Here is a 24961-nt window from a genome sequence, read left to right as displayed (position 1 = left end):
CGAAAAGTGCGTGCGCCGTTCACTCCGTGCGGCGTCACTGCAAGGAGCACTCGGCCCAGACCGTCTTACGCGGGGGCAGGTCCTGCGTGACGCCCCAGCGGTCGGCCAGGGCCTCGACGAGGAGGAGCCCGCGGCCGGACTCGGCCTCGGAGGAGGGCTGTTGAGGGTCGGGAAGCGGTCGGTCTCCGCGTGTGTCGGTCACTTCGATACGAAGGGTGCCGCCGGTCACGTAGAGCGCGAGCCGGAAGTCGCGGCCGGGTACGCGGCCGTGCGTCGCCGCGTTGGCCGCCAGCTCGGCCACGATGTGGCTCGCTGCCTCCAACGGCAGCCCCCAGGAACGGAGTTGCTCGGTCGCGAGCAGTCGGGCCAGGCGGGCGCCGCGCCGGGTGGAGGAGAGCTGCACGGTGAACCGGCGTGCGGTGGCGGGGACTTGAGCGGTTTCGGCGTTCATGTGACTCAGAGTGCCGGAGGTTGCCTACGCTGAGCTGCGATGACGCCTGTGCGTACCGGGACTGTCCCGCCGTTGTCTCGTTCTGTCTCGGCTGTCTTGGGTGTCGTACGGGTACGGGTGGGCGTTGGAGGTGGGTGGGCATGAGTAGCGAGGGTGTGGACGAGGCGGGCTGGGACCTCGAACCGGGGGACGAGAGCGCGCCGTTGGTGGAGGCCGTGGGGCGGCTGGTGAAGTTCTGCCGGGAGGCCTGCGGGATGCGGGTGGCCGACCTCGCCGATGCCATGGGGTACGGCGAGGACATGATCCGCAAGATCGAGCGCGGGGCTCGGATTCCCCGCCCGGAGTTCCTGGAGCAGGCGGATGAACTCCTCAACGCGAATGGGCGCCTCAAGTGGTTCGTGGAGGACATGCGGAGGGCTCGATATCCCAAGAAAGTGCGGGAGTTGAAGGCGTTGGAGGATCGGGCGGTCGAGCTTCTCCTCTACAGCAACCACAACATCCATGGGCTGTTGCAGACGCCGGAGTACGCGAAGGCTCTGTTCGAGACGCGGCAGCCCCCGTCTTCGACGGACGTGGTGGAGCGGGAGACCGCCGGGCGCATGGCCCGTAAGACGATCTACGACCGGGACCCCGCCCCAATGCTTGGGTTCGTCCAGGAACAGGTGACGCTGGAACGCCCCATCGGGGGCAGGATGGTGTTGCGTCGGCAGCTCGAACACATGCTGGAGATCGCGGAGTTTCGGAACGTCACGCTCCAGGTCATGCCGACCGACCGAGAGGATCATGCTGGGATGCAGGGCCTGATCGAGGTGCTGAAGTTCGCGGACGGTACAGGCGTCGGACGTTCCGATGGCGCGTTCAACGGACGCCCGGTCTCCAACCTCAGGGATCTTCGTATCCTGGAACTGCGGTATGGCATGATCCGCGCGCAGGCTCTCACTCCGAGGGAGTCGCTGGCCTTCATCGAGCGCACGCTGGGAGAACTATGAGCGCCCCGGAACTCCACTGGTTCAAGAGCAGCTACAGCAGCAGCAGTGAGCCCGGCGACTGCGTCGAGGTCGCGCTGGACTGGCGCAAGAGCAGCTACAGCAGCAGCGAAGTCGGCGACTGCGTCGAGATAGCCCCCACCCCCTCCACCATCCACGTCCGCGACTCCAAGAACACCCAGGGCCTCCACCTCGACTTCGCCCCCACCGCCTGGGCCGACTTCGTCTCGTACGCCTCCGAGAGCTGACGCCCGATCAGTACAACGTCGGGATCTCGCCGCCCTCAACTCTCCTCAGCGTGACCCCCGACAGGCCGCGCAGCCGACGCTCCGCGACCGCCGCGAGACGATCCGGAGCCGGTGGGTTGAGGCCCAGGCCAATGGCGTAGCGGAGCGGGTCCCTGGTGAAGGGCCGGGGCCAGGCATGGGTGGCCGGAGCCGCGTCCGACAGGTCGGTCAGCAAGGCCCGCATCCTGCCCCGTACCCGGCCCTCGTCAGCGCCAGGGCCCACCGTCACGACCGCCCAGGCCGCGTGGCGGCGGTGCAGCGGGGGAGGGGACAGCAGCTCGGGCCACGGGAACGGGTCCGCGGTCGAGTCCAGCAACTCCCAGGCGCGGAACAGCTCTTGGGTGATGAGGTCTCGCATGCCCGCAGTGACCTGGTCCGTGCAGGGGCGGACCGGATCGGACGGCGTCGTGATCGTGAGGGGGAGCGCCTGACGACCCCCTTCGCCCGGTTCGCCCACCGGGTCGCGCCAGTCCCAGGCCGCCCACGTCGCGAAGAAGTGCCGTAGGAGATCGGCCGGGGGCAGGTCGCCGGCCTCGCTCGCGGTACGGGCCGCCAGGACGGACCAGGCCAGGCCCGGCAGCCCGCCGAACGGTGCCGAATCCAGGCCGCGTGCCTTCGCCCACGCCTTGACCTGCGTGGCCAGCCGGGCAAAGGCCGGTCCGTGAGCGCCGACCGAGGCGAGGAGTGCGTCGGCGTCGCTCACCGCACTGAGCGCGATCGCCGCCGCCTCGCCCAGTTCGGCCCGGCGGTTCACCGCCTCCGTGGGGTCCATCGATCCGGTGGTCACGACGACCACGTCCACGTCTAGCCCGTCGAGCCACAACCGCAGGCCGGGTACGCGCGCCCCGACCACTTCCCGTACGTCGCTCGCCTCGGGCAGGGCCTCGGTCAACTCCGCCTGTACGGCGGCGAGTTCGATCGTGCCGGGAAGCGCCGCCACCAGGTCCAGGTCCGCACCCGGCAGCGCGCAGCCCATGCGCCGGGAGCCGACGACGTGTACGACGCCACCGGGGAGGGCCTGCGCGATGCGGTGGGTGATGCGGTCGGCCACAGCGGTGTCGGCCACGTCCATGTCGGCGGCGTCGTACCCGTCCCCATACCCGTAGTCCACGCCCGTATCGCCGGCGTCGTACCCGTAGTGCTCGGCAGCCTCGTACCCGTAGTGCGGGGCATCCTCCGCCCACCGCACCGCTCCCGTGCCCAACGTCACCGTCGCTCGCAACCGCATCGGTTCGTCCCCGCGCCGCGACAGCAGCGCCAGCTCGCCGATCCGGACCGGCATGGGGGTGAGCCGGGCCTCGCAGGCGGCGGCCAGGGTGTTCGGGTCGGTGGTGCGGCCCAGGCTCAGGTGCGGGGTGAAGCCCGCGTGGCGGCTGCGGCAGTGAGGGAAGTGGCGTACGAGGGTGCGGTGCAGCTCGGCCCATGGCTCCTCGTCGGCCGCCGTCGGGTCGAGCCACACCGTCGCGTAGTCCCGGTGGCCGAACCAGTGCACGCCCTCCAGCCGGGCGTCGAAGGGAGCCGTCCTGGCCGCCGCGAGCACGGATGCCGCCTGCTCGAAGGCGTGTTCCGGTACGAAGCCGAAGAGGACGTTCACGTGCGGGGGCCAGCGGTGGATCTGCGGGTCGTGGTTCCGGCGAATGTCCTGGAGGGGCGGCCACAGCTCCTGGGGCGGGATCCACGCCAGGGCCGTACGGGGAGTCGGCTGCGCGTCGAGAACGTCGTACGCCCCCGGCTCAGCCGAGTCCGCCGAGTCCGCCGTCAACTCGACCCGCACCCCGTAGTGATCGGAGATGTGGAGGCCGTCGGCCGAGGGTGTGTCGCCGTAGATCTCGGCCCGCCGTACCCGCAGGCCCTCCGCGCGCAGCAGCACCCGGTCCAGTCGGGAGGCCCGGCCGGTCAGGGAGGAGACCGCGGCCAACTGGTTGGCGCCCGGGTCGAACGTCGGCGTCCGGTCGTCGGCGCCGTGCGCCTCGCTCCACGCGTCCCGCAGGCCCAGTGTCAGCTGCGGTGTGTCCCCGCCGTCGTTGAAGTCGCCCATCAGGACAAGGCCGTCCTCCAGGGCCGCCAACCCCTCGGCGATACGGGCGAGTTCGGCCTCGCGTCTGTCGGCACCGTTCTCGGAGTGGTCGCTGCTGAGGTGGGTCGCGGCGACGACGAGGGGCCGGGTGCCCGTCTCCACGACGAGGGCGGTCACCGCCTTGTGCGGGCCCAGCGCGTGGTGGGCCGCCTCGCGGACGGGCAACCGGCTCAGGAGCAGCAGACCGCAGTCGTCCACGTCCCGGCCCCGGGGATCCGTGCCGAGCGTCCAGTCCGCCCGGACCCACGGCTCCCGCAGCAGCATGCCCAGCAGCTCCGCCTCGACCTCCTGCAGCGCGATCACGTCCACATCGGCATCGTGCAGGGCCCGCAGGAGCAGCGGTCTGCGCCGGGCGCTGTCGATCCGGTCGGCGTCGTACCGGTCCCAGAGGGTGTTCCAGGTCAGCACCCGTACACCGCCGGGGTGGTGACCGGGTACGGTGCCGCGCGGCGAGCGCACGGGGCGCCACTCCTCGCCGTCCCACGCGTACGGCATACGGGCCTCGAAGAACGGCGCCCGGAGCCGCCGCGCCTCCCGCACCCGCCCGGCCTCCGTCGCGTCGATCCGGTCCACGCCCGTGGTCCGGTCCCACACCACCTCGCCGTCGGCCTCGAAGAACAGCACCCGGTGCCACGGGATCTCGCCGCCGGGCACGAAGGCGGGCAGCGGAACGCGCTTGGGATCGGCGCCGCGCTGCAGCACGCCCAGCACGAAGCGGGCCGGGTCGAAGCGCGCGTCCCAGCGCACCCGGTGATAGATCTCCTCGCTTGTGCGCACCGGTCAGACCTCCTCCTCGACGGTCCCGCTCGCTCCGATGTACCAGGTGCGGTGCGCGTCGCCCGCGTATGGCGGGCCGAAGCGGCGCAGCTGGGCAGTGAGCACCCCGGGTGGCACCGGGTGCTCGCGGCGGGCGTTGCGCCGTATCAGCTCGTGCTCGTCGACCAGGACCACGGCGTGGGTGAGCAGGGCGTCGCGGCGGTGGGCGATCGCGTGGACGAGCGAGCGCTGCTGCTTGTTGAGGGACGTGGCGTCCCACACCACGGTCCCTCCGGCGGCCAGGGCGGTGTCCAGGCGGCCGAGACCCTCGCGCAGGACGTCCGCGTTCGTCCGCTGGTCGGCGCGTGAACCGCGGGCCTCGCGCAGGTCGTCGAGGGAGATGTACGCGTCCACGCCTGGAAGCCCCCGGGCGAAGGTGCTCTTGCCGCTGCCCGCGGGGCCGACCGTCTGGATCAGCTTGGGGAAGGCGCCGGAGCGCCAGCGCCACGTGGCGGCGACCGCCTCGTCGAGACCGTGGATCCGCCCCCGCGCGTACGCCTCGCGTGCCTCGGCCCGGCAGCGGACGGCCGCGTCGCCCGGCAGCCCGGCGAAGGCCTCCTGCAGCCCACCCTCGTCCAGGCCGCCGCCGATGTCCTCGACGTGCAGGGCCGACCACTCCACCTGCTCGCGTGCCTCGTCCGTGTCCGCCGTGGCCCGGGCGACCGCGTGCAGGAGACCGAGATCGGCTGCGTACGACAGCCGCACCAGGCCGGCCCGCCGGTCCTCGTCCGGATACGGCCGGTGCAGCGCGGGGTGCAGTCCGACGAGGTCCGCGACCCGGCGTGCGAGCGGCATGTCCGCCGCGGCGATCTTTGCCGCGATCCGTGCCCGCCGGCCTCCGTGCAGCAGCGCGGCAAGTACGCCGGCGAGCCGGTCGTCCCCGGACCGCCCCGCCAGATCGAGTCGGGCGACGACCTCGGAATCCCCCTCGCCGGCCAGCCCCACCGCACGCATCAGGGCATCCACGTCGACCGCCGCTCCCGAACGCACCGCCCACAGGGCGGCCCTCGCCCCGAGCCCGTTCTCCACGACGGCCGCGTGCATCCAGTGCGTGTCCGTCCGCACATGCCCGGCCCGCACCCACTTGGCGACCCGCTGCCCGAACTCCTGCGCGCCGAAGGCGGCGACGGCCCGGACGACGTATCCCTCCTGCCGTACGGGATCCAGCCGCAGCGCCCGCAGCACACGCTCGTCGAACACGCCCCGCCACAGCACGCGCGGCACGGGAATGCCGAGCCCGCGCAGATACGTGACCGTCCGGTCCCAGTCCAGGCAGCGGCCGTCCGCGTCCCACACCGAGAAGCCGTAGAACCAGCTGTCCAGGTCCTCGTACGCGATCGAATGCCGGGCGTACATGTTCTCCCCGCACACGCGCCAGCCCTCGGGGATGGCAGGACCGATGCGCCCCTGGAGCGCCTTGACCCAGGCCCGGGAGGGGTGGTGGGCCGAGTCGAGCGAGCGGGCGTGCAGGCCGTCGGCGTACAACGTGGTGTTCTCGCCGTCGAGCTTCTCGGTGACGACGACCTCGCGTCCCCGCAGACCCGACAGGTCCGTGACCCGGAGATCGTCCGCGGTGGCGCCGGGCGACCAGGGCAGATGCCGGGTTCGTGGGTAGTGCGTACGCATGCTGAACGCTCCCCCCGTGGCAACCGCTGTACCTGATCAGCGTAGGAGCGCAGGGGAGGGGCGAGCGAGCGGATTAGCGGCGGCTCAGGGCCCGACCGACTCGGGCTCAGACGGTCCCAGGTTTGACGCACGTCGCTCCCCGGGTACCCTCTACCGCTCGATTGGCCAGCGCAGTGGCCCGTATGGCAGACTGTCCGGGTTGCTCGGTTGAGTGCCGATGCTGCGCGCCTCCCGCCGGGAGGACCGGAAGCGAGTCCCACAGTACTCGTCGTCTTAACTGCCCCTCAGGGCAGCGCTGAGGCGGACGTACGGGAATCTTCCGGGAAGTGTCAGCGGGGTACCGGCCAGGCGCCCGGTGGGTGTCTCACCCTCGGATCCGCGGTCGATGATCGCACCCCCTAGCAGGGAATCCCTTTGTGGATATCTGTGTCAGTGAGGGAGCGACACGCCCGACCGCGTGGGTCGGAGGATGAAGACGCGGACCTTCCGAGTCGCCAGAGCGTTTATTGAGAGACAGGACTACGGAGTAGCCATGGCGGGACAGAAGATCCGCATCCGGCTCAAGGCCTACGACCACGAGGTCATCGACTCCTCGGCGAAGAAGATCGTCGAGACGGTGACGCGTACTGGTGCGTCGGTCGCGGGCCCGGTGCCGCTGCCCACTGAGAAGAACGTGTACTGCGTCATCAAGTCGCCGCACAAGTACAAGGACTCGCGCGAGCACTTCGAGATGCGTACGCACAAGCGCCTGATCGACATCCTCGACCCGACGCCCAAGACCGTTGACTCTCTGATGCGACTCGACCTCCCGGCCGGTGTCGACATCGAGATCAAGCTCTAAGGGCCGGTGATCTGAGAATGGCTAAGCAGATCAAGGGCATCCTGGGCGAGAAGCTCGGCATGACGCAGGTGTGGGACGAGAACAACCGGGTTGTTCCCGTCACCGTCGTCAAGGCCGGGCCGAACGTCGTCACCCAGGTCCGTACGAACGACACCGACGGCTACGAGTCCGTGCAGATCGCCTTCGGCGAGATCGACCCGCGCAAGGTGAACAAGCCCCTCAAGGGCCACTTCGCCAAGGCCGACGTGACCCCCCGCCGCCACCTCGTGGAGATCCGCACCGCGGACGCCAGCGAGTACACGCTCGGGCAGGAGATCACCGCCGAAACCTTCGAGGCCGGCGTGAAGGTCGACGTCACCGGCAAGAGCAAGGGCAAGGGCTTCGCCGGTGTCATGAAGCGTCACAACTTCAAGGGCCTCGGCGCCGGTCACGGCACCCAGCGCAAGCACCGCTCTCCCGGCTCCATCGGTGGCTGCGCCACCCCGGGCCGTGTGTTCAAGGGCCTCCGCATGGCGGGTCGTATGGGCAACGAGCGGGTCACCACCCAGAACCTGACCGTCCACGCCGTTGACGCGGAGAAGGGTCTGCTGCTCATCAAGGGCGCGGTTCCCGGTCCGAACGGCGGCCTCGTCCTGGTCCGCACCGCGGCCAAGGGGGCCTGAGGTAACGATGAGCACTGTTGACATCATTTCGCCGGCAGGCGACAAGACCGGGACGGTCGAGCTCCCCGCGGAGATCTTCGACGTTGAGAAGGTCAGCATCCCGCTGATCCACCAGGTCGTCGTCGCCCAGCTGGCCGCTGCCCGTCAGGGCACGCACAAGACCAAGACCCGCGGCGAGGTTCGTGGTGGCGGTAAGAAGCCTTACCGCCAGAAGGGCACCGGGCGTGCGCGCCAGGGCTCGACCCGCGCTCCGCAGTTCGCCGGTGGTGGCGTCGTGCACGGTCCCGTGCCGCGTGACTACTCGCAGCGGACCCCGAAGAAGATGAAGGCCGCGGCCCTGCGCCACGCCCTCACCGACCGGGCCCGCAACAACCGCATCCACGTCGTCACCGGCGTGGTCGAGGGCGAGATCTCCACCAAGGCCGCGAAGACTCTGCTGGGCAAGATCAGCGAGCGCAAGAACCTGCTCCTGGTCATCTCCCGCGAGGACGAGCAGGGCCTGCTCTCCGCCCGCAACCTGCCCCAGGTGCACATCCTGGAGCCGGGCCAGCTGAACACGTACGACGTTCTCGTCTCGGACGACGTGGTCTTCACCCAGGCCGCCTTCGAGTCCTTCGTGTCCGGCGCACCTTCTGCTGCGGAGAACACCGACACTGAAGGGAGCGAGGTCTGATGGCTATCCGTCACCCCTCCATCGCCTCGAAGGCCGCGAAGAAGGCCAAGGAGGCGCGCGTCAAGAAGGCGCGTCGCCACGCCACCGAGGGCAAGAACACCGTCGAGACGCCGCTGAGCAAGTCGTACACGGACCCCCGTGACGTACTGATCAAGCCGGTCGTCTCCGAGAAGAGCTACGCGCTCCTCGACGAGAACAAGTACACGTTCATCGTCGACCCGCGCAGCAACAAGACCCAGATCAAGCAGGCCGTCGAGACGGTCTTCGAGGTCAAGGTCACCGGGGTCAACACGATCAACCGCCAGGGCAAGCGCAAGCGGACCCGCACTGGTTTCGGCAAGCGTGCCGACACCAAGCGCGCGATCGTGACCCTTGCCGAGGGCGACCGTATCGACATCTTCGGCCAGGCCTCCTAACGGAGTGCCCTGGTCCGATATCGGACGAGGACTGAGAAATGGGAATCCGCAAGTACAAGCCGACTACGCCGGGCCGCCGTGGCTCCAGCGTCGCCGACTTCGTCGAGGTCACGCGGTCCACGCCGGAGAAGTCGCTGGTTCGCCCGCTGCACAGCAAGGGCGGCCGTAACAATTCCGGTCGTGTGACCGTGCGCCACCAGGGTGGTGGCCACAAGCGCGCCTACCGCGTCATCGACTTCCGTCGCCATGACAAGGACGGCGTGCCGGCGAAGGTCGCGCACATCGAGTACGACCCCAACCGCACCGCGCGCATCGCGCTGCTGCACTACGCCGACGGCGAGAAGCGCTACATCCTCGCCCCGCGCAACCTGCAGCAGGGCGACCGTGTGGAGAACGGTCCCGGGGCCGACATCAAGCCCGGCAACAACCTGGCGCTCCGCAACATCCCGGTCGGTACCACGATCCACGCGATCGAGCTCCGTCCCGGTGGCGGCGCCAAGTTCGCCCGCTCCGCCGGTGCCTCCGTGCAGCTGCTCGCGAAGGAGGGCACGATGGCCCACCTTCGTATGCCGTCCGGTGAGATCCGCCTGGTCGACGTGCGCTGCCGCGCCACCGTCGGTGAGGTCGGCAACGCCGAGCAGTCGAACATCAACTGGGGCAAGGCCGGCCGCAAGCGCTGGCTGGGCGTCCGCCCGACCGTTCGCGGTGTGGCGATGAACCCGGTTGACCACCCCCACGGTGGTGGTGAGGGCAAGACCTCCGGTGGTCGCCACCCGGTCAGCCCCTGGGGCCAGAAGGAAGGACGTACTCGTTCGCCCAAGAAGGCCTCGAACAAGTACATCGTCCGCCGCCGCAAGACGAACAAGAAGCGCTAGGAGCGGGTTTAGATGCCGCGCAGTCTCAAGAAGGGGCCCTTCGTCGACGACCACCTGATCAAGAAGGTGGACGCCCAGAACGAAGCCGGTTCCAAGAACGTCATCAAGACCTGGTCCCGTCGCTCGATGATCGTCCCGGCCATGCTGGGCCACACGATCGCGGTGCACAACGGCAAGACCCACATCCCGGTGTTTGTCACCGAGTCCATGGTCGGCCACAAGCTCGGCGAGTTCTCGCCGACGCGCACCTTCCGGGGTCACGTCAAGGACGACCGGAAGTCGAAGCGCCGCTAAGGCGGGGTGAATGACCATGACAGACACTGAAGGGACAACCATGGAAGCCAGGGCCCAGGCGCGGTACATCCGCGTCACGCCCATGAAGGCCCGCCGAGTGGTGGACCTCATCCGTGGCATGGACGCCACGGAGGCTCAGGCGGTCCTGCGTTTCGCCCCGCAGGCCGCGAGCGTGCCGGTCGGCAAGGTGCTGGACAGCGCCATTGCCAACGCCGCGCACAACTACGACCACACCGACGCCGACAGCCTCTTCATCTCCGAGGCGTACGTCGACGAGGGCCCGACCCTGAAGCGGTTCCGTCCGCGTGCCCAGGGCCGTGCCTACCGGATCCGCAAGCGGACCAGCCACATCACCGTGGTCGTCAGCAGCAAGGAAGGAACCCGGTAATGGGCCAGAAGGTTAACCCGCATGGGTTCCGGCTCGGCATCACCACGGACTTCAAGTCCCGTTGGTACGCCGACAAGCTGTACAAGGACTACGTCAAGGAAGACGTCGCCATCCGTCGGATGATGACGTCCGGCATGGAGCGCGCCGGTATCTCGAAGGTGGAGATCGAGCGCACCCGTGACCGTGTGCGGGTGGACATCCACACCGCGCGTCCGGGCATCGTCATCGGCCGCCGTGGCGCCGAGGCCGACCGCATCCGCGGTGACCTCGAGAAGCTCACGGGCAAGCAGGTCCAGCTGAACATCCTCGAGGTCAAGAGCCCCGAGACCGACGCTCAGCTGGTTGCTCAGGCCGTTGCCGAGCAGCTGTCCTCCCGCGTCTCCTTCCGTCGCGCCATGCGTAAGAGCATGCAGGGCACGATGAAGGCCGGCGCCAAGGGCATCAAGATCCAGTGTGGTGGCCGTCTCGGCGGCGCCGAGATGTCCCGCTCGGAGTTCTACCGCGAGGGCCGCGTGCCCCTGCACACGCTCCGCGCGAACGTCGACTACGGCTTCTTCGAGGCCAAGACGACCTTCGGCCGCATCGGTGTGAAGGTCTGGATCTACAAGGGCGACGTCAAGAACATCGCCGAGGTCCGCGCCGAGAACGCCGCCGCCCGCGCCGGCAACCGTCCGGCCCGTGGCGGCGCCGACCGCCCGGCCCGTGGCGGTGGCCGCGGTGGCGAGCGTGGCGGTCGCGGTCGCAAGCCGCAGCAGCAGTCCGCGCCGGCTGCCGAGGCCCCCAAGGCCGAGGCTCCCGCCGCTGCCGCTCCGGCTGAGAGCACTGGAACGGAGGCCTGACCGACATGCTGATCCCTCGTAGGGTCAAGCACCGCAAGCAGCACCACCCCAAGCGCCGCGGCCAGGCCAAGGGTGGTACGACGGTTGCGTTCGGCGAGTACGGCATCCAGGCCCTCACGCCGGCGTACGTGACGAACCGCCAGATCGAGGCGGCTCGTATCGCGATGACCCGCCACATCAAGCGTGGCGGCAAGGTCTGGATCAACATCTACCCGGACCGTCCCCTCACGAAGAAGCCCGCCGAGACCCGCATGGGTTCCGGTAAGGGTTCGCCGGAGTGGTGGGTCGCGAACGTTCACCCGGGCCGGGTGATGTTCGAGCTGTCCTACCCGAACGAGAAGATTGCGCGTGAGGCGCTTACCCGCGCTGCTCACAAGCTTCCGATGAAGTGCCGCATTGTGCGGCGCGAGGCAGGTGAAGCGTGATGTCGGCCGGTACCAAGGCGTCCGAGCTGCGCGAACTGGGCGACGAGGAGCTTCTCGCGAAGCTTCGCGAGGCCAAGGAAGAGCTGTTCAATCTCCGCTTCCAGGCGGCGACCGGCCAGCTCGAGAACCACGGCCGTCTGAAGGCGGTCCGTAAGGACATCGCGCGGATCTACACCCTGATGCGTGAGCGCGAGCTGGGCATCGAAACGGTGGAGAGCGCCTGATGAGCGAGAACAACGTGACTGAAGAGACGAAGGCCGCGCGCGGCGCCCGTAAGACCCGTGAGGGTCTCGTCGTCAGCGACAAGATGGACAAGACCGTCGTCGTCGCCGTCGAGGACCGCGTCAAGCACGCGCTGTACGGCAAGGTCATCCGCCGTACGAACAAGCTCAAGGCGCACGACGAGCAGAACGCCGCCGGTGTCGGTGACCGGGTCCTCCTCATGGAGACCCGCCCGCTCTCGGCGACGAAGCGCTGGCGCATCGTGGAGATCCTCGAGAAGGCGAAGTAATCAAGCGGGGGTTCCACCCCCGCTGACCCCCGCTGGGGGCTCCGCCCCCAGGCCCCCGGGCCGGGGGGCGAAAGCCCCAGCAAAGGGATCCGGCGCCAGGCCCGATGGCCTGCGGCCGGACCGGCTGGGGCACTGTCCCAGGCCCCTCGGGGCCGGTGGGGCGGAAGCCCCGCGGCCCCCGCAAGGTGGCGCCGCCGGCCCTCGGGCCCGGCGGCGCCGAGCCCCGGCGAGGGTTTTCGCCTCTAGAGGCACATGTAATTCCTGCGGGAGCAACTCGCAGGACGGTTCCGCCAGGCTCTCCGGGCCAACCCCCGGAGGGAACCGGCAGACAAACAGGAGATAGACGTGATCCAGCAGGAGTCGCGGCTGCGTGTCGCCGACAACACGGGAGCGAAGGAAGTCCTTTGCATCCGTGTGCTCGGTGGCTCCGGTCGCCGCTACGCGGGCATCGGTGACGTCATCGTCGCCACCGTCAAGGACGCGATCCCCGGTGGCAACGTGAAGAAGGGTGACGTCGTCAAGGCGGTCATCGTTCGCACCGTCAAGGAGCGCCGCCGTCCGGACGGCTCGTACATCCGCTTCGACGAGAACGCCGCTGTCATTCTCAAGAACGACGGCGACCCTCGCGGCACCCGTATCTTCGGCCCCGTGGGCCGTGAGCTGCGCGAGAAGAAGTTCATGAAGATCATCTCCCTCGCGCCGGAGGTGCTGTGAGCATGAAGATCAAGAAGGGCGACCTGGTCCAGGTCATCACCGGCAAGGACAAGGGCAAGCAGGGCAAGGTCATTGCCGCTTACCCGCGCGACGAGCGTGTTCTGGTCGAGGGTGTCAACCGGGTCAAGAAGCACACCAAGGCCGGTCCGACCGCTCGCGGTTCGCAGGCCGGCGGCATCGTCACGACCGAAGCGCCGATCCACGTCTCCAACGTCCAGCTGGTCGTTGAGAAGGACGGCAAGAAGGTCGTCACGCGTGTCGGTTACCGCTTCGACGACGAAGGCAACAAGATCCGCGTTGCCAAGCGGACGGGTGAGGACATCTGATGACTACCACCACCGCTCCGCGTCTGAAGCAGAAGTACCGCGAGGAGATCGCGGGCAAGCTGCGTGACGAGTTCAAGTACGAGAACGTCATGCAGATCCCCGGCCTCGTCAAGATCGTGGTCAACATGGGTGTGGGCGACGCCGCCCGCGACTCCAAGCTGATCGAGGGCGCCATCCGCGACCTCACCACGATCACCGGTCAGAAGCCGGCCGTCACCAAGGCCCGTAAGTCCATCGCGCAGTTCAAGCTGCGCGAGGGCCAGCCGATCGGTGCCCACGTCACGCTCCGTGGCGACCGCATGTGGGAGTTCCTGGACCGCACCCTGTCGCTCGCGCTCCCGCGCATCCGCGACTTCCGTGGTCTGTCCCCCAAGCAGTTCGACGGCCGTGGCAACTACACCTTCGGTCTCACGGAGCAGGTCATGTTCCACGAGATCGACCAGGACAAGATCGACCGCGTCCGGGGTATGGACATCACCGTGGTCACCACGGCGACCAACGACGCTGAGGGCCGCGCGCTCCTCCGTCACCTCGGCTTCCCCTTCAAGGAGGCGTAAGCGAGATGGCGAAGAAGGCTCTGATTGCCAAGGCTGCTCGTAAGCCCAAGTTCGGTGTACGTGGCTACACGCGCTGCCAGCGCTGTGGTCGTCCGCACTCCGTGTACCGCAAGTTCGGCCTCTGCCGCGTGTGCCTTCGTGAGATGGCTCACCGTGGCGAGCTGCCGGGCGTGACCAAGAGCTCCTGGTAATCCCCCAAATAGGGGATCGTCAGGGCTCTCGGTAAGTAAAGGGTTCGGTCAGGGGCCCACCCCTCCATGGCTTAGGCTAGGAGGGTTGGGCGCCTGACGCCCGTACGACTTACTACGCCGTAGGTCCACCGCGCCGCACCCGTCCCGTCTCGGATCGGGGAGAGGGATGGCGCACCAGGAAACCCCGGCGAGAGAGGCCGAAGGCCAATTCATGACCATGACTGATCCGATCGCAGACATGCTGACGCGTCTGCGTAACGCGAACTCGGCATACCACGACACCGTGGCTATGCCGCACAGCAAGATCAAGTCGCACATCGCGGAGATCCTCCAGCAGGAGGGCTTCATCACGGGCTGGAAGGTCGAGGACGCCGAGGTCGGCAAGAACCTCGTTCTCGAGCTGAAGTTCGGCCCGAACCGTGAGCGCTCCATCGCGGGCATCAAGCGGATCTCCAAGCCCGGTCTCCGGGTGTACGCGAAGTCCACCAACCTGCCGAAGGTGCTCGGCGGCCTGGGCGTGGCGATCATCTCCACGTCGCACGGTCTCCTCACCGACAAGCAGGCCGGCAAGAAGGGCGTAGGCGGAGAAGTTCTCGCCTACGTCTGGTAGCGGAAGGGAACGGAGGAAACAGCTATGTCGCGCATTGGCAAGCTCCCCATCACGGTTCCCGCCGGCGTGGACGTCACCATCGATGGCCGTACGGTCCAGGTGAAGGGTCCCAAGGGCACCCTCTCCCACACCATCGCGGCGCCGATCGAGATCGCTAAGGGCGAGGACGGCGTGCTGAACGTCGTGCGTCCGAACGACGAGCGTCAGAACAAGGCCCTGCACGGCCTGTCCCGCACGCTGGTGGCGAACATGATCACCGGCGTGACCACGGGTTACGTGAAGAAGCTCGAGATCAGCGGTGTCGGTTACCGAGTCCTGGCGAAGGGTTCCAACCTGGAGTTCTCGCTCGGCTACAGCCACCCGATCCTGGTCGAGGCCCCCGAAGGCATCACCTTCAAGGTCGAGAACCCGACGCGGTTCTCGGTCGAGGGCATCGACAAGCAGAAGGTCGGCGAGGTTGCGGCCAACATCCGCAAGCTGCGCAAGCCCGACCCGTACAAGGCCAAGGGCGTCAAGTACGAGGGCGAAGTCATCCGCCGCAAGGTCGGAAAGGCGGGTAAGTAAGCCATGGCATACGGGCAGAAGATCGCCAAGGGCGACGCCTACAAGCGTGCTGCCATCAAGCGGCGTCACATCCGGATCCGTAAGAAGGTCTCGGGTACGGCTGAGCGTCCCCGCCTGGTCGTGACGCGCTCGAACCGCCACATCGTGGCCCAGGTGATCGACGACCTCAAGGGACACACCCTTGCGTCGGCGTCCACTCTGGACACCTCGATCCGCGGCGGAGAGGCCGACAAGTCCGCGCAGGCCAAGCAGGTCGGCGCCCTGGTCGCCGAGCGCGCCAGGGCCGCGGGCGTCGAGGCCGTCGTGTTCGACCGTGGTGGCAACCAGTACGCGGGGCGCATCGCCGCCCTGGCGGACGCCGCCCGCGAAGCCGGGCTCAAGTTCTGAGCCTGCCGTAGCTAGCGGAAACAGAGAGAGGTAAATCCAATGGCTGGACCCCAGCGCCGCGGAAGCGGTGCCGGTGGCGGCGAGCGGCGGGACCGGAAGGGCCGTGACGGCGGTGCGGCTGCCGCCGAGAAGACCGCGTACGTTGAGCGCGTCGTCGCGATCAACCGCGTCGCCAAGGTTGTGAAGGGTGGTCGTCGCTTCAGCTTCACCGCGCTGGTCGTGGTGGGCGACGGTGACGGCACCGTGGGTGTCGGTTACGGCAAGGCCAAGGAGGTGCCGGCCGCCATCGCCAAGGGTGTCGAGGAGGCCAAGAAGCACTTCTTCAAGGTCCCCCGTATCCAGGGCACCATCCCGCACCCGATCACGGGCGAGAAGGCCGCGGGCGTCGTCCTGCTCAAGCCGGCTTCCCCCGGTACCGGCGTTATCGCCGGTGGCCCGGTGCGTGCCGTGCTCGAGTGCGCCGGTGTTCACGACATCCTGTCGAAGTCGCTCGGCTCGTCGAACGCGATCAACATCGTGCACGCGACCGTGGCAGCCCTGAAGGGTCTGCAGCGTCCCGAGGAGATCGCGGCCCGCCGCGGTCTGCCCCTCGAGGACGTCGCTCCCGCGGCTCTGCTGCGTGCGCGTGCCGGGGCTGGTGCTGCGTAATGGCTCAGCTCAAGATCACGCAGACGAAGTCGTACATCGGCAGCAAGCAGAACCACCGTGACACCCTGCGTTCGCTTGGTCTCAAGAGGATCAACGACGTGGTCGTCAAGGAGGACCGCCCCGAGTTCCGCGGCATGGTGCACACCGTCCGCCACCTCGTGACGGTCGAGGAGGTCGACTGATCATGGCGGAGCAGAACCCGCTCAAGATCCACAACCTCCGTCCTGCCCCGGGCGCCAAGACCGCCAAGACCCGCGTCGGTCGTGGTGAGGCCTCGAAGGGTAAGACGGCCGGTCGTGGTACCAAGGGCACAAAGGCCCGCTACCAGGTTCCGGAGCGCTTCGAGGGCGGGCAGATGCCCCTCCACATGCGGCTCCCGAAGCTGAAGGGCTTCAAGAACCCGTTCAAGACCGAGTATCAGGTCGTGAACCTGGACAAGCTGGCCTCCCTCTACCCCGAGGGTGGCGAGGTCACGGTGGCCGATCTGGTCGCCAAGGGCGCCGTTCGCAAGAACAGCCTTGTCAAGGTCCTCGGCCAGGGCGAGATCTCCGTGGCACTCGAGGTGAAGGTCGACGCGGCCTCCGCCTCCGCCAAGGAGAAGATCACCGCCGCCGGCGGCACCGTCACCGAGCTCGTCTGAACTCCACGGACGCCTCGATGACTTGAGCGCACCCGACCGGGGATGCCCCACAAATGGGGCATCCCCGGTCTGTCGTTCCAAGGAAAGCTGTGTCGCCGGTATGGTGGCCAGCACTGCTCATTTTCGACTGGTGTGCCCACTGGGAACTCCAGGCCGCTTTTGACTGTTAGTTAGCTGTCCATTACTCGTCGAACCTCAAGACCGCCTCTGACGCAGTTGCGCGGGGGTCGCAGGAGGCACCGTGCTCACCGCGTTCGCCCGGGCGTTCAAGACGCCCGACCTGCGCAAGAAGCTGCTCTTCACGCTCGGCATCATTGTGATCTACCGGATCGGTACGCATATCCCGATCCCCGGTGTCGACTACAGGAACGTCCAGACCTGTATCGACAACGCCAACGCGAACCAAGGCATCTTCGGCCTGGTCAACATGTTCAGCGGCGGCGCGCTGCTGCAGATCACGATCTTCGCGCTGGGCATCATGCCGTACATCACGGCGAGCATCATTCTGCAGCTGCTGACCGTGGTGATCCCGCGTCTGGAAGCCCTGAAGAAGGAGGGCCAGTCCGGCACGGCGAAGATCACGCAGTACACCCGTTATCTCACGGTGGCGCTGGCCGTCTTGCAGGGCACCGGCCTGGTGGCCACCGCCCGCACGGGCGCGCTGTTCCAGGGCTGCCCGGTCGCCACGCAGATCGTGCCCGACCGCTCGATCTTCGTGACCACCACGATGGTCATCACCATGACCGCCGGTACGGCCACCGTCATGTGGCTCGGTGAGCTCATCACCGACCGCGGCATCGGCAACGGCATGTCGATCCTGATGTTCATCTCGATCGCCGCCACCTTCCCGTCCGCGCTGTGGGCCATCAAGCAGCAGGGCAACCTCGCGGGCGGCTGGATCGAGTTCGGGGTCGTGATCGCGGTAGGCCTGTTCATGGTCGGCCTGGTGGTCTTCGTCGAGCAGGCCCAGCGCCGTATCCCGGTCCAGTACGCGAAGCGGATGATCGGCCGCCGCTCCTACGGCGGCACGTCCACGTACATCCCGCTGAAGGTGAACCAGGCGGGCATCATCCCCGTGATCTTCGCCTCGTCACTGCTCTACATCCCGGCTCTGATCGCGCAGTTCTCGGGTGGAACTTCCGGCTGGAAGACCTGGATCGAGCAGAATCTCGCGGATCCGGGCGCGACGCCGCACATCATCCTCTACTTCTTCCTGATCATTTTCTTCGCGTTCTTCTACGTGGCGATCTCGTTCAACCCCGAGGAAGTCGCGGACAACATGAAGAAGTATGGTGGCTTCATCCCGGGCATCCGGGCTGGCCGACCGACCGCTGAGTACCTGGGATACGTACTCAACCGGATCACCTGGCCGGGTTCGCTGTACCTGGGGCTGATCGCTCTCGTGCCGACAGTGGCGTTGGCTGGCTTCGGCGCCAACCAGAACTTCCCGTTCGGCGGTACCAGCATCCTGATCATCGTGGGTGTGGGTCTGGAGACGGTGAAGCAGATTGAGAGCCAGCTCCAGCAGCGCAATTACGAAGGGTTCCTCCGCTGATGCGAATCGTCCTCGTCGGGCCGCCCGGTGCAGGCAAGGGAACGCAGGCCGCGTTTCTTGCCAAGAACCTGTCGATCCCGCACATCTCAACGGGCGACCTCTTCCGCTCCAACATCAACCAGCAGACGGAACTCGGCAAACTTGCCAAGTCCTACATGGACGCGGGGAACCTGGTACCGGACGAGGTCACCATCGGGATGGCGCGGGACCGCATGGAGCAGCCCGACGCCGTGAACGGCTTCCTGCTGGACGGCTTTCCGCGCAACGTCTCGCAGGCCGAGGCGCTGGACCAGGCGCTGAAGGCCGACGGGGTGGAGCTGAACGCGGTGCTGGACCTGGAGGTCCCCGAGGACGAGGTGGTCAAGCGCATCGCCGGCCGCCGCATCTGCCGCATGGACTCGAGCCATGTCTTCCACGTGGCGTACAGCCCGCCGAAGAAGGAAGGCGTCTGCGACGTCTGCGGCGGCGAGCTGTACCAGCGCGACGATGACTCCGAGGAAACCGTTCGCCGACGGCTCGAGGTCTACCACACGCAGACCGAGCCGATCATCGACTACTACCGGGCCCAGGGCCTGGTCGTGACGATCTCGGCGCTCGGCAAGGTGGACGAGGTCACCAAGCGGGCGATGGACGCGCTCAAGCGTGAGGACGACGAGAGCTCTGAGGACGACGAGAGCGCGTAGTCGTCCCGCTGGTTCGGCCGCGGTGCCCGTCAGGGTGCCGCGGCCGTACTGTTGTGTGTACGTGACGGTCAAGAAGACGGAGAGCGCAGGCCCCCATGGTGCAGATCAAGACCCCCGAGCAGATCGCCAAGATGCGTGAGGCGGGCCTTGTCGTCGCCGCCGTCCACAAGGCGACGCGTGAGGCGGCGGTGCCCGGGGCCACGACCAAGGATCTCGACGAGGTTGCCCGCAAGGTGCTGGACGAGCACGGGGCGAAGTCGAACTTCCTCGGGTACGGGGGCTTTCCCGCGACGATCTGCACCTCCGCGAACGAGGTCGTCGTCCATGGCATCCCCAGTGACGAGGTCGTTCTCAAGGACGGCGACATCATCTCCATCGACGCCGGTGCGATCGTGGACGGGTGGCACGGGGACGCGGCGTACACCGCCTTTGTGGGGAGTGGGCACGCTCCCGAACTCGTTGAGCTCTCGCGGGTGACCGAGGAGTCGATGTGGGCGGGGATCGCCGCGATGAAGGTGGGGCACCGGCTTGTCGATGTCTCCCGTGCCATTGAGACGTATATCCGGCGGCAGCCCAAGCCCGGCGGCGGGCGGTACGGGATCATCGAGGACTACGGCGGGCATGGCATCGGTACGGAGATGCACATGGACCCGCATCTGCTGAACTACGTCGAGCGGAAGCGGGGGAGGGGGCCGAAGCTGGTGCCCGGCTTCTGTCTTGCCATCGAGCCGATGGTGTCCTTGGGGACGGCGAAGACCGAGGTTCTCTCGGACGACTGGACTGTCATCACCACGGATGGCACGTGGTCGTCCCACTGGGAGCACTCGGTCGCCTTGACGGAGGCCGGTCCGCTCGTGCTGACGGCTCCGGACGGAGGTAAGGCGAAGCTCGCCGAGTACGGGGTTGTGGCTGCGCCTGATCCGCTGGGGTGACGGGGAGGGTTTTTCTTTCCCCAAGCCCGCGCCTTCCCGAAACTGGGGGCTGTGCCCCCAGGCCCCCCGGGGTTTGTTCGTCGGCCGCGGGCCGGTTGTGGCTGGTCGCGCAGTTCCCCGCGCCCCTTACGGGGCGCGCCCCCTGTCTACCCGCTTAAGGATCTTCCTGGGTGGGCAGGCTCCCAATTCGTGTTTCCGATGGCCCTGACGTAGACTGACTCGTCGGCTCTTGTGTACCCGCATGTCTGCATGCGGTTGTGTGGAGCCGATCAAGGTAGTCGATTCGAAGGGCGAAGCGTGGCCAAGAAGCAAGGTGCCATCGAGATCGAGGGCACTGTCGTCGAGTCTCTTCCGAACGCGATGTTCAAGGTCGAGCTCCAGAACGGCCACCAGGTCCTGGCACACATCAGCGGCAAGATGCGTATGCACTACATCCGCATCCTCCCTGACGACCGGGTCGTGGTGGAGCTGTCTCCGTACGACCTGACGCGTGGCCGGATCGTCTACCGGTACAAGTGAGTTTGGGCGAGTCCCGTACTTGCCTCGGCGGCCGGGAGGGTCGTCGTCGGACAGGCTCGACCTGTCAAACTCCCCGGAGCGATCCAGGAGAGAGTCTTCCTGATCCGTCAGGAAGAGAACTCCAACGGTACAAGTAGATCTTTGCGCCCCGCCTCCGCCTGGTGCGGTGGCACTGACCCGGAGAACCTCACCCAATGAAGGTCAAGCCGAGCGTCAAGAAGATCTGCGACAAGTGCAGGGTGATCCGCCGTCACGGTCGGGTCATGGTCATCTGCGAAAACCCGCGCCACAAGCAGCGCCAGGGCTGACGCACGACCAACCTTCTGCATCCGCAGACTTCGCGCGACGCAAGCAGTACATGTTCATACGCAGGGCCCGGATCCCATGTTTCAGCAAGGATCCGATACCCCCGGTCGGAGGCCGGGGACCCGGTTCGTACCGAATCTTGGAGTCCAAGAGTCTTTGGAGTTCGAGAGGACGGCGGGCGGGAGCCGGTTCTGCGGAAGACCTCCGAACGACAACTGGAGCCATTGAATGGCACGCGTTTCCGGTGTTGACATCCCGCGCGAAAAGCGCGTGGAGGTTGCCCTCACCTACGTGTTCGGCATCGGCCGGACCCTCTCGCAGAAGACGCTGGCCGAGACCGGCGTCAACCCGAACACCCGCGTTCGCGACCTCTCCGAGGAGGAGCTGGTCAAGATCCGCGAGTACGTGGACAACAACATCAAGACCGAGGGTGACCTCCGTCGTGAGGTTCAGGCCGACATCCGCCGCAAGGTGGAGATCGGCTGCTACCAGGGTCTGCGTCACCGTCGTGGCCTGCCCGTCCACGGTCAGCGCACCAGCACCAACGCCCGTACCCGCAAGGGTCCGCGTCGCGCCATCGCCGGCAAGAAGAAGCCGGGCAAGAAGTAGTCCTCAGCGGACAACGCTTCATCAGCGGTCTTCGCTGTAGGACCGACCACCTCCCCGTAGGAGTAATAGATGCCCCCCAAGGGTCGTCAGGGCGCTGCCAAGAAGGTGCGCCGCAAGGAAAAGAAGAACGTCGCTCACGGCCACGCGCACATCAAGAGCACGTTCAACAACACCATCGTTTCGATCACCGACCCCACCGGCAACGTGATCTCCTGGGCCTCCGCCGGCCACGTCGGCTTCAAGGGCTCGCGCAAGTCGACCCCCTTCGCCGCGCAGATGGCCGCCGAGTCGGCCGCCCGCCGCGCGCAGGAGCACGGCATGCGCAAGGTGGACGTGTTCGTCAAGGGCCCGGGTTCGGGTCGTGAGACCGCCATCCGTTCGCTTCAGGCGACCGGTCTTGAGGTCGGCTCCATCCAGGACGTCACGCCTACCCCGCACAACGGCTGCCGTCCGCCCAAGCGTCGTCGCGTCTGACGCCGCACCTTAAGGGCTTGCTGTGCCTCCGGTGCTTTTCGGCCGGGGGTGTGGGGGTTGGCCCCCACATGTAACAGCCGGGCGGTACGGCTCCGTAAAAGGGCCGTATCGCCCGTACCCTTGCAGTATCCCGCGCTCTGGCTGGCGCGGTTCCGTCGGGCGTCAAATAGCGGGCGTCCACGAAAAAAGGATCCACACATGCTGATTGCTCAGCGTCCCTCGTTGACCGAAGAGGTCGTCGACGAGTTCCGCTCCCGGTTCGTGATCGAGCCGCTGGAGCCGGGCTTCGGCTACACCCTCGGCAACTCCCTGCGTCGGACTCTCCTGTCGTCGATTCCCGGTGCGGCTGTCACCAGCATCCGTATCGACGGTGTCCTGCACGAGTTCACCACCGTGCCGGGCGTCAAGGAGGATGTCACCGACCTGATCCTCAACATCAAGCAGCTGGTCGTGAGCAGCGAGCACGACGAGCCTGTGGTGATGTACCTGCGCAAGCAGGGGCCGGGTCTGGTGACCGCCGCCGACATCGCGCCGCCGGCCGGTGTCGAGGTGCACAACCCGGATCTGGTTCTTGCCGCGCTCAACGGCAAGGGCAAGCTGGAGATGGAGCTGACCGTGGAGCGCGGTCGCGGCTACGTCTCCGCCGTGCAGAACAAGCAGGTCGGTCAGGAGATCGGGCGTATTCCGGTCGACTCGATCTACTCGCCGGTGCTCAAGGTCACGTACAAGGTCGAGGCCACGCGTGTCGAGCAGCGCACCGACTTCGACAAGCTGATCGTCGACGTCGAGACCAAGCAGGCGATGCGTCCGCGTGACGCGATGGCTTCCGCCGGTAAGACGCTGGTCGAGCTGTTCGGTCTGGCCCGTGAGCTCAACATCGACGCCGAGGGCATCGACATGGGTCCGTCGCCGACGGACGCCGCCCTCGCGGCCGATCTGGCGCTGCCGATCGAGGAGCTGGAGCTCACCGTTCGGTCGTACAACTGCCTCAAGCGTGAGGGCATCCACTCCGTGGGTGAGCTCGTGGCGCGTTCCGAGGCCGACCTGCTCGACATCCGTAACTTCGGTGCGAAGTCGATCGACGAGGTCAAGGCGAAGCTGAACGGGATGGGTCTGGCCCTGAAGGACAGCCCGCCCGGGTTCGACCCGACCGCTGCGGCGGACGCCTTTGGCGCCGACGACGACGCCGACGCCGGTTTCGTCGAGACCGAGCAGTACTAAGCGCTCCGCTGGAAGGCGGGTTCGAAACTGCGGGTCCGTCGTGGCTGGTCGCGCCCGCGCGGCGGAGCCGCAAATCGATACAGCCCCGCGCCCCTTACGGGGCGCGGGACCGCAGCGGACTGCGGGGTGCGCCCCGCGTGCAAGCCTCCGGGTTCACCCGGATCTCCGACGGGCGACCGCCCGCTCGGATACTGACCCCGGTACCTGATACGGCCGGGGCAGACACCTAGGAGAAGAACCATGCCGAAGCCCGCCAAGGGTGCCCGTCTGGGCGGCAGTGCCGCGCACGAGAAGCTGCTTCTTGCGAACCTTGCGAAGGCGCTGTTCGAGCACGGCCGTATCACCACGACCGAGGCGAAGGCCCGCCGGCTGCGGCCGTACGCCGAGCGTCTGGTCACCAAGGCGAAGAAGGGCGACCTTCACAACCGCCGTCAGGTGCTCCAGGTCATCACGGACAAGAGCATCGTGCACACGCTCTTCACCGAGATCGGCCCGCGGTACGAGAACCGTCCGGGTGGCTACACCCGTATCACCAAGATCGGTAACCGTCGGGGCGACAACGCGCCCATGGCTGTCATCGAGCTGGTGGAGGCGCTGACCGTGGCCCAGGAGGCCACCGGTGAGGCCGAGGCGGCCACCAAGCGTGCCGTCAAGGAGGACGCCTTCAAGAAGGAGGACACCCTCGAGAAGGAGGATGTTCTCAAGAAGGAAGACGTTCTCAAGAAGGACGAGGCCGCTGAGGCCGAGGCCGAAGAGGTCGTCGAGGACGCGAAGCCGGCTGCCGCCGAGGGCGACGAGTCCAAGGACGCCTGAGGTTTCACCTCGCGTCGAGCGGGTCCGCCCCTCCGGGGGCGGGCCCGTTTTCGTGTTCCTGAAAGGATCCAGGTGTGAGTGACGAGGTAGAGCCCGGGTTCGTACGGGTGCGGCTTGATCTTTCGTATGACGGGAGCGCGTTCTCCGGGTGGGCCAAGCAGGCTGGGGGGCGGCGGACCGTGCAGGGGGAGATCGAGGATGCGCTGCGTACGGTGACGCGGTCGCGGGAGACGACGTACGAGCTGACCGTGGCCGGGCGGACCGATGCCGGGGTGCATGCGCGGGGGCAGGTGGCGCATGTCGATCTGCCCGAGGGGCTGTGGGCCGAGCATCGGGAGAAGCTGCTCAAGCGGCTGGCCGGGCGGTTGCCGAAGGATGTGCGGGTGTGGTCGCTGCGGGAGGCGCCCAGCGGCTTCAACGCGCGGTTCTCGGCGGTCTGGCGGCGGTACGCCTATCGCGTGACCGACAACCCCGGTGGCGTCGACCCCTTGCTGCGCAGTCACGTCCTCTGGCACGACTGGCCGCTCGATGTCGACGCCATGAACGAGGCGGCGCGGCCGCTGCTCGGGGAGCACGACTTCGCGGCGTACTGCAAGAAGCGGGATGGAGCGACCACCATTCGTACGCTTCAGGAGCTGAGCCTGGCGCGGGGGACGGACGGGGTGATTACCGCCACAGTGCGGGCCGATGCCTTCTGCCACAACATGGTGCGGTCGTTGATCGGGGCGCTGCTGTTCGTGGGGGACGGGCACCGCGCTCCCGACTGGCCGGGGAAGGTGCTGGCCGCCGGGGTCCGGGACTCGGCGGTGCATGTCGTACGGCCGCACGGGCTGACGCTGGAGGAGGTCGGGTACCCGGCGGACGAGTTGCTGGCGGCGCGGAACAAGGAGGCGCGGAACCGGCGGTCGTTGCCGGGGGTGGGGTGCTGCTGAGCGGGAAGTCGCCTCTTATGCCCGCTGCGGCGGACAGGGAAACCCCTGCGTAACACGTATGTTCGGGCGTAACTGCTGAAACTCGGTTACGATGCCGCTGCTCGGCCTTGGGT

Annotated in this window: 36 protein-coding genes; 33 read left to right on the top strand and 3 right to left on the bottom strand. The window is 67.5% G+C overall.

The window, feature by feature from the left end; all coding sequences use genetic code 11:
- Positions 1 to 34 precede the first annotated feature (34 nt).
- Complete coding sequence (locus ACYVO6_RS21305) at positions 35 to 451, bottom strand: ATP-binding protein (protein WP_461063361.1); 417 nt, start codon at positions 449 to 451, stop codon at positions 35 to 37.
- Between the two features lie 140 nt (positions 452 to 591).
- On the opposite strand from ACYVO6_RS21305, the gene ACYVO6_RS21300 reads away from it, so the two are divergent.
- Positions 592 to 1440: a helix-turn-helix domain-containing protein gene (locus ACYVO6_RS21300; protein ID WP_461063359.1), complete on the top strand. Its 849-nt coding sequence runs from the start codon at positions 592 to 594 to the stop codon at positions 1438 to 1440.
- Positions 1437 to 1685: a DUF397 domain-containing protein gene (locus tag ACYVO6_RS21295; protein ID WP_461063357.1), complete on the top strand. Its 249-nt coding sequence runs from the start codon at positions 1437 to 1439 to the stop codon at positions 1683 to 1685. Before ACYVO6_RS21300 ends, ACYVO6_RS21295 begins: the two co-directional genes overlap by 4 nt.
- 7 nt (positions 1686 to 1692) lie before the next feature.
- On the opposite strand, the gene ACYVO6_RS21290 is transcribed toward ACYVO6_RS21295, so the two are convergent.
- Both ACYVO6_RS21290 and ACYVO6_RS21285 read right to left on the bottom strand, forming a co-directional pair.
- Positions 1693 to 4578 carry a poly(A) polymerase gene (locus ACYVO6_RS21290; protein WP_461063355.1) on the bottom strand — a complete coding sequence of 962 codons (2886 nt, stop codon included), beginning with the start codon at positions 4576 to 4578 and terminating at the stop codon, positions 1693 to 1695.
- Positions 4579 to 4581: 3 nt separating this feature from the next.
- Positions 4582 to 6243 (bottom strand): RNA ligase family protein, encoded by a 1662-nt coding sequence (locus ACYVO6_RS21285; RefSeq protein ID WP_461063353.1) that lies wholly within the window; start codon positions 6241 to 6243, stop codon positions 4582 to 4584.
- 532 nt (positions 6244 to 6775) lie between these two features.
- Here ACYVO6_RS21285 and rpsJ point away from each other — a divergent pair.
- The 31 genes from rpsJ to truA all read left to right on the top strand — a co-directional run bounded on the left by rpsJ (position 6776) and on the right by truA (position 24848).
- Positions 6776 to 7084, top strand: coding sequence for a 30S ribosomal protein S10 (gene rpsJ, locus ACYVO6_RS21280; RefSeq protein ID WP_003948644.1), 309 nt, complete (start codon positions 6776 to 6778; stop codon positions 7082 to 7084).
- 17 nt (positions 7085 to 7101) lie between these two features.
- Positions 7102 to 7746 (top strand): 50S ribosomal protein L3, encoded by a 645-nt coding sequence (gene rplC / locus ACYVO6_RS21275; RefSeq protein ID WP_355782961.1) that lies wholly within the window; start codon positions 7102 to 7104, stop codon positions 7744 to 7746.
- 7 nt (positions 7747 to 7753) lie between these two features.
- Positions 7754 to 8419, top strand: a complete 666-nt coding sequence (gene rplD, locus ACYVO6_RS21270; RefSeq protein WP_461063351.1) for a 50S ribosomal protein L4 — start codon at positions 7754 to 7756, stop codon at positions 8417 to 8419.
- Positions 8419 to 8835, top strand: a complete 417-nt coding sequence (gene rplW / locus ACYVO6_RS21265; RefSeq protein ID WP_461063349.1) for a 50S ribosomal protein L23 — start codon at positions 8419 to 8421, stop codon at positions 8833 to 8835. The genes rplD and rplW overlap by 1 nt, the downstream gene beginning before the upstream one ends.
- Before the next feature lie 38 nt (positions 8836 to 8873).
- Positions 8874 to 9710 (top strand): 50S ribosomal protein L2, encoded by an 837-nt coding sequence (gene rplB, locus ACYVO6_RS21260; RefSeq protein ID WP_165337680.1) that lies wholly within the window; start codon positions 8874 to 8876, stop codon positions 9708 to 9710.
- Between the two features lie 12 nt (positions 9711 to 9722).
- Positions 9723 to 10004: a 30S ribosomal protein S19 gene (gene rpsS, locus ACYVO6_RS21255; RefSeq protein ID WP_007384069.1), complete on the top strand. Its 282-nt coding sequence runs from the start codon at positions 9723 to 9725 to the stop codon at positions 10002 to 10004.
- Between the two features lie 40 nt (positions 10005 to 10044).
- Entirely contained in the window at positions 10045 to 10392 is a 348-nt protein-coding gene (rplV, locus tag ACYVO6_RS21250) for a 50S ribosomal protein L22 (protein ID WP_003974262.1), read from the top strand.
- Positions 10392 to 11231, top strand: a complete 840-nt coding sequence (rpsC, locus tag ACYVO6_RS21245) for a 30S ribosomal protein S3 (RefSeq protein WP_033319639.1) — start codon at positions 10392 to 10394, stop codon at positions 11229 to 11231. Before rplV ends, rpsC begins: the two co-directional genes overlap by 1 nt.
- A gap of 5 nt (positions 11232 to 11236) precedes the next feature.
- The gene (gene rplP, locus ACYVO6_RS21240; protein WP_033319640.1) at positions 11237 to 11656 is read left to right on the top strand and encodes a 50S ribosomal protein L16; all 420 of its coding nucleotides are present in this window, start codon (positions 11237 to 11239) and stop codon (positions 11654 to 11656) included.
- A complete protein-coding gene (gene rpmC / locus ACYVO6_RS21235) occupies positions 11656 to 11880 on the top strand; it encodes a 50S ribosomal protein L29 (RefSeq protein ID WP_003998824.1) in 225 nt (74 codons plus the stop codon). Before rplP ends, rpmC begins: the two co-directional genes overlap by 1 nt.
- A complete protein-coding gene (gene rpsQ / locus ACYVO6_RS21230) occupies positions 11880 to 12167 on the top strand; it encodes a 30S ribosomal protein S17 (RefSeq protein WP_461063346.1) in 288 nt (95 codons plus the stop codon). Before rpmC ends, rpsQ begins: the two co-directional genes overlap by 1 nt.
- Positions 12168 to 12512: 345 nt before the next feature.
- Positions 12513 to 12881 carry a 50S ribosomal protein L14 gene (gene rplN, locus ACYVO6_RS21225; RefSeq protein WP_030831680.1) on the top strand — a complete coding sequence of 123 codons (369 nt, stop codon included), beginning with the start codon at positions 12513 to 12515 and terminating at the stop codon, positions 12879 to 12881.
- A 2-nt stretch (positions 12882 to 12883) separates the two neighbouring features.
- Complete coding sequence (gene rplX, locus ACYVO6_RS21220) at positions 12884 to 13207, top strand: 50S ribosomal protein L24 (protein ID WP_016434629.1); 324 nt, start codon at positions 12884 to 12886, stop codon at positions 13205 to 13207.
- A complete protein-coding gene (rplE, locus tag ACYVO6_RS21215) occupies positions 13207 to 13764 on the top strand; it encodes a 50S ribosomal protein L5 (protein WP_165261508.1) in 558 nt (185 codons plus the stop codon). The genes rplX and rplE overlap by 1 nt, the downstream gene beginning before the upstream one ends.
- 5 nt (positions 13765 to 13769) lie before the next feature.
- A complete protein-coding gene (locus ACYVO6_RS21210) occupies positions 13770 to 13955 on the top strand; it encodes a type Z 30S ribosomal protein S14 (RefSeq protein WP_003948630.1) in 186 nt (61 codons plus the stop codon).
- Positions 13956 to 14166: 211 nt separating this feature from the next.
- Positions 14167 to 14565 (top strand): 30S ribosomal protein S8, encoded by a 399-nt coding sequence (gene rpsH / locus ACYVO6_RS21205; protein WP_015658459.1) that lies wholly within the window; start codon positions 14167 to 14169, stop codon positions 14563 to 14565.
- Positions 14566 to 14589: 24 nt separating this feature from the next.
- Positions 14590 to 15129, top strand: coding sequence for a 50S ribosomal protein L6 (gene rplF, locus ACYVO6_RS21200; RefSeq protein WP_461063342.1), 540 nt, complete (start codon positions 14590 to 14592; stop codon positions 15127 to 15129).
- A 3-nt stretch (positions 15130 to 15132) separates the two neighbouring features.
- Positions 15133 to 15516 (top strand): 50S ribosomal protein L18, encoded by a 384-nt coding sequence (gene rplR, locus ACYVO6_RS21195; RefSeq protein ID WP_461063340.1) that lies wholly within the window; start codon positions 15133 to 15135, stop codon positions 15514 to 15516.
- A 39-nt stretch (positions 15517 to 15555) separates the two neighbouring features.
- Positions 15556 to 16164, top strand: coding sequence for a 30S ribosomal protein S5 (gene rpsE / locus ACYVO6_RS21190; protein WP_005481208.1), 609 nt, complete (start codon positions 15556 to 15558; stop codon positions 16162 to 16164).
- Complete coding sequence (gene rpmD, locus ACYVO6_RS21185) at positions 16164 to 16346, top strand: 50S ribosomal protein L30 (RefSeq protein ID WP_033319647.1); 183 nt, start codon at positions 16164 to 16166, stop codon at positions 16344 to 16346. The genes rpsE and rpmD overlap by 1 nt, the downstream gene beginning before the upstream one ends.
- Before the next feature lie 2 nt (positions 16347 to 16348).
- Positions 16349 to 16804, top strand: a complete 456-nt coding sequence (gene rplO, locus ACYVO6_RS21180) for a 50S ribosomal protein L15 (RefSeq protein WP_461063337.1) — start codon at positions 16349 to 16351, stop codon at positions 16802 to 16804.
- Between the two features lie 241 nt (positions 16805 to 17045).
- Positions 17046 to 18359, top strand: coding sequence for a preprotein translocase subunit SecY (gene secY / locus ACYVO6_RS21175; protein ID WP_461063335.1), 1314 nt, complete (start codon positions 17046 to 17048; stop codon positions 18357 to 18359).
- A complete protein-coding gene (locus tag ACYVO6_RS21170; RefSeq protein WP_461063333.1) occupies positions 18359 to 19042 on the top strand; it encodes an adenylate kinase in 684 nt (227 codons plus the stop codon). The genes secY and ACYVO6_RS21170 overlap by 1 nt, the downstream gene beginning before the upstream one ends.
- Before the next feature lie 95 nt (positions 19043 to 19137).
- Complete coding sequence (map, locus tag ACYVO6_RS21165) at positions 19138 to 19974, top strand: type I methionyl aminopeptidase (protein WP_033319651.1); 837 nt, start codon at positions 19138 to 19140, stop codon at positions 19972 to 19974.
- A gap of 297 nt (positions 19975 to 20271) precedes the next feature.
- Positions 20272 to 20493, top strand: a complete 222-nt coding sequence (gene infA, locus ACYVO6_RS21160) for a translation initiation factor IF-1 (RefSeq protein WP_003948620.1) — start codon at positions 20272 to 20274, stop codon at positions 20491 to 20493.
- 194 nt (positions 20494 to 20687) lie between these two features.
- Positions 20688 to 20801, top strand: a complete 114-nt coding sequence (gene rpmJ, locus ACYVO6_RS21155; protein ID WP_003998809.1) for a 50S ribosomal protein L36 — start codon at positions 20688 to 20690, stop codon at positions 20799 to 20801.
- A 226-nt stretch (positions 20802 to 21027) separates the two neighbouring features.
- The gene (gene rpsM, locus ACYVO6_RS21150; protein WP_119102568.1) at positions 21028 to 21408 is read left to right on the top strand and encodes a 30S ribosomal protein S13; all 381 of its coding nucleotides are present in this window, start codon (positions 21028 to 21030) and stop codon (positions 21406 to 21408) included.
- Between the two features lie 69 nt (positions 21409 to 21477).
- Complete coding sequence (rpsK, locus tag ACYVO6_RS21145; protein WP_003948617.1) at positions 21478 to 21882, top strand: 30S ribosomal protein S11; 405 nt, start codon at positions 21478 to 21480, stop codon at positions 21880 to 21882.
- 198 nt (positions 21883 to 22080) lie between these two features.
- Positions 22081 to 23103, top strand: a complete 1023-nt coding sequence (locus ACYVO6_RS21140) for a DNA-directed RNA polymerase subunit alpha (RefSeq protein ID WP_461063331.1) — start codon at positions 22081 to 22083, stop codon at positions 23101 to 23103.
- Between the two features lie 240 nt (positions 23104 to 23343).
- The gene (rplQ, locus tag ACYVO6_RS21135; protein ID WP_461063329.1) at positions 23344 to 23916 is read left to right on the top strand and encodes a 50S ribosomal protein L17; all 573 of its coding nucleotides are present in this window, start codon (positions 23344 to 23346) and stop codon (positions 23914 to 23916) included.
- A 74-nt stretch (positions 23917 to 23990) separates the two neighbouring features.
- The gene (gene truA, locus ACYVO6_RS21130) at positions 23991 to 24848 is read left to right on the top strand and encodes a tRNA pseudouridine(38-40) synthase TruA (protein WP_461063327.1); all 858 of its coding nucleotides are present in this window, start codon (positions 23991 to 23993) and stop codon (positions 24846 to 24848) included.
- Positions 24849 to 24961: the final 113 nt, after the last annotated feature.

It is taken from the genome of Streptomyces pseudoechinosporeus, assembly GCF_054783935.1.
Note: the sequence above shows the minus strand (reverse complement) of the source record. Positions and strands in the feature narration are given on the sequence as shown.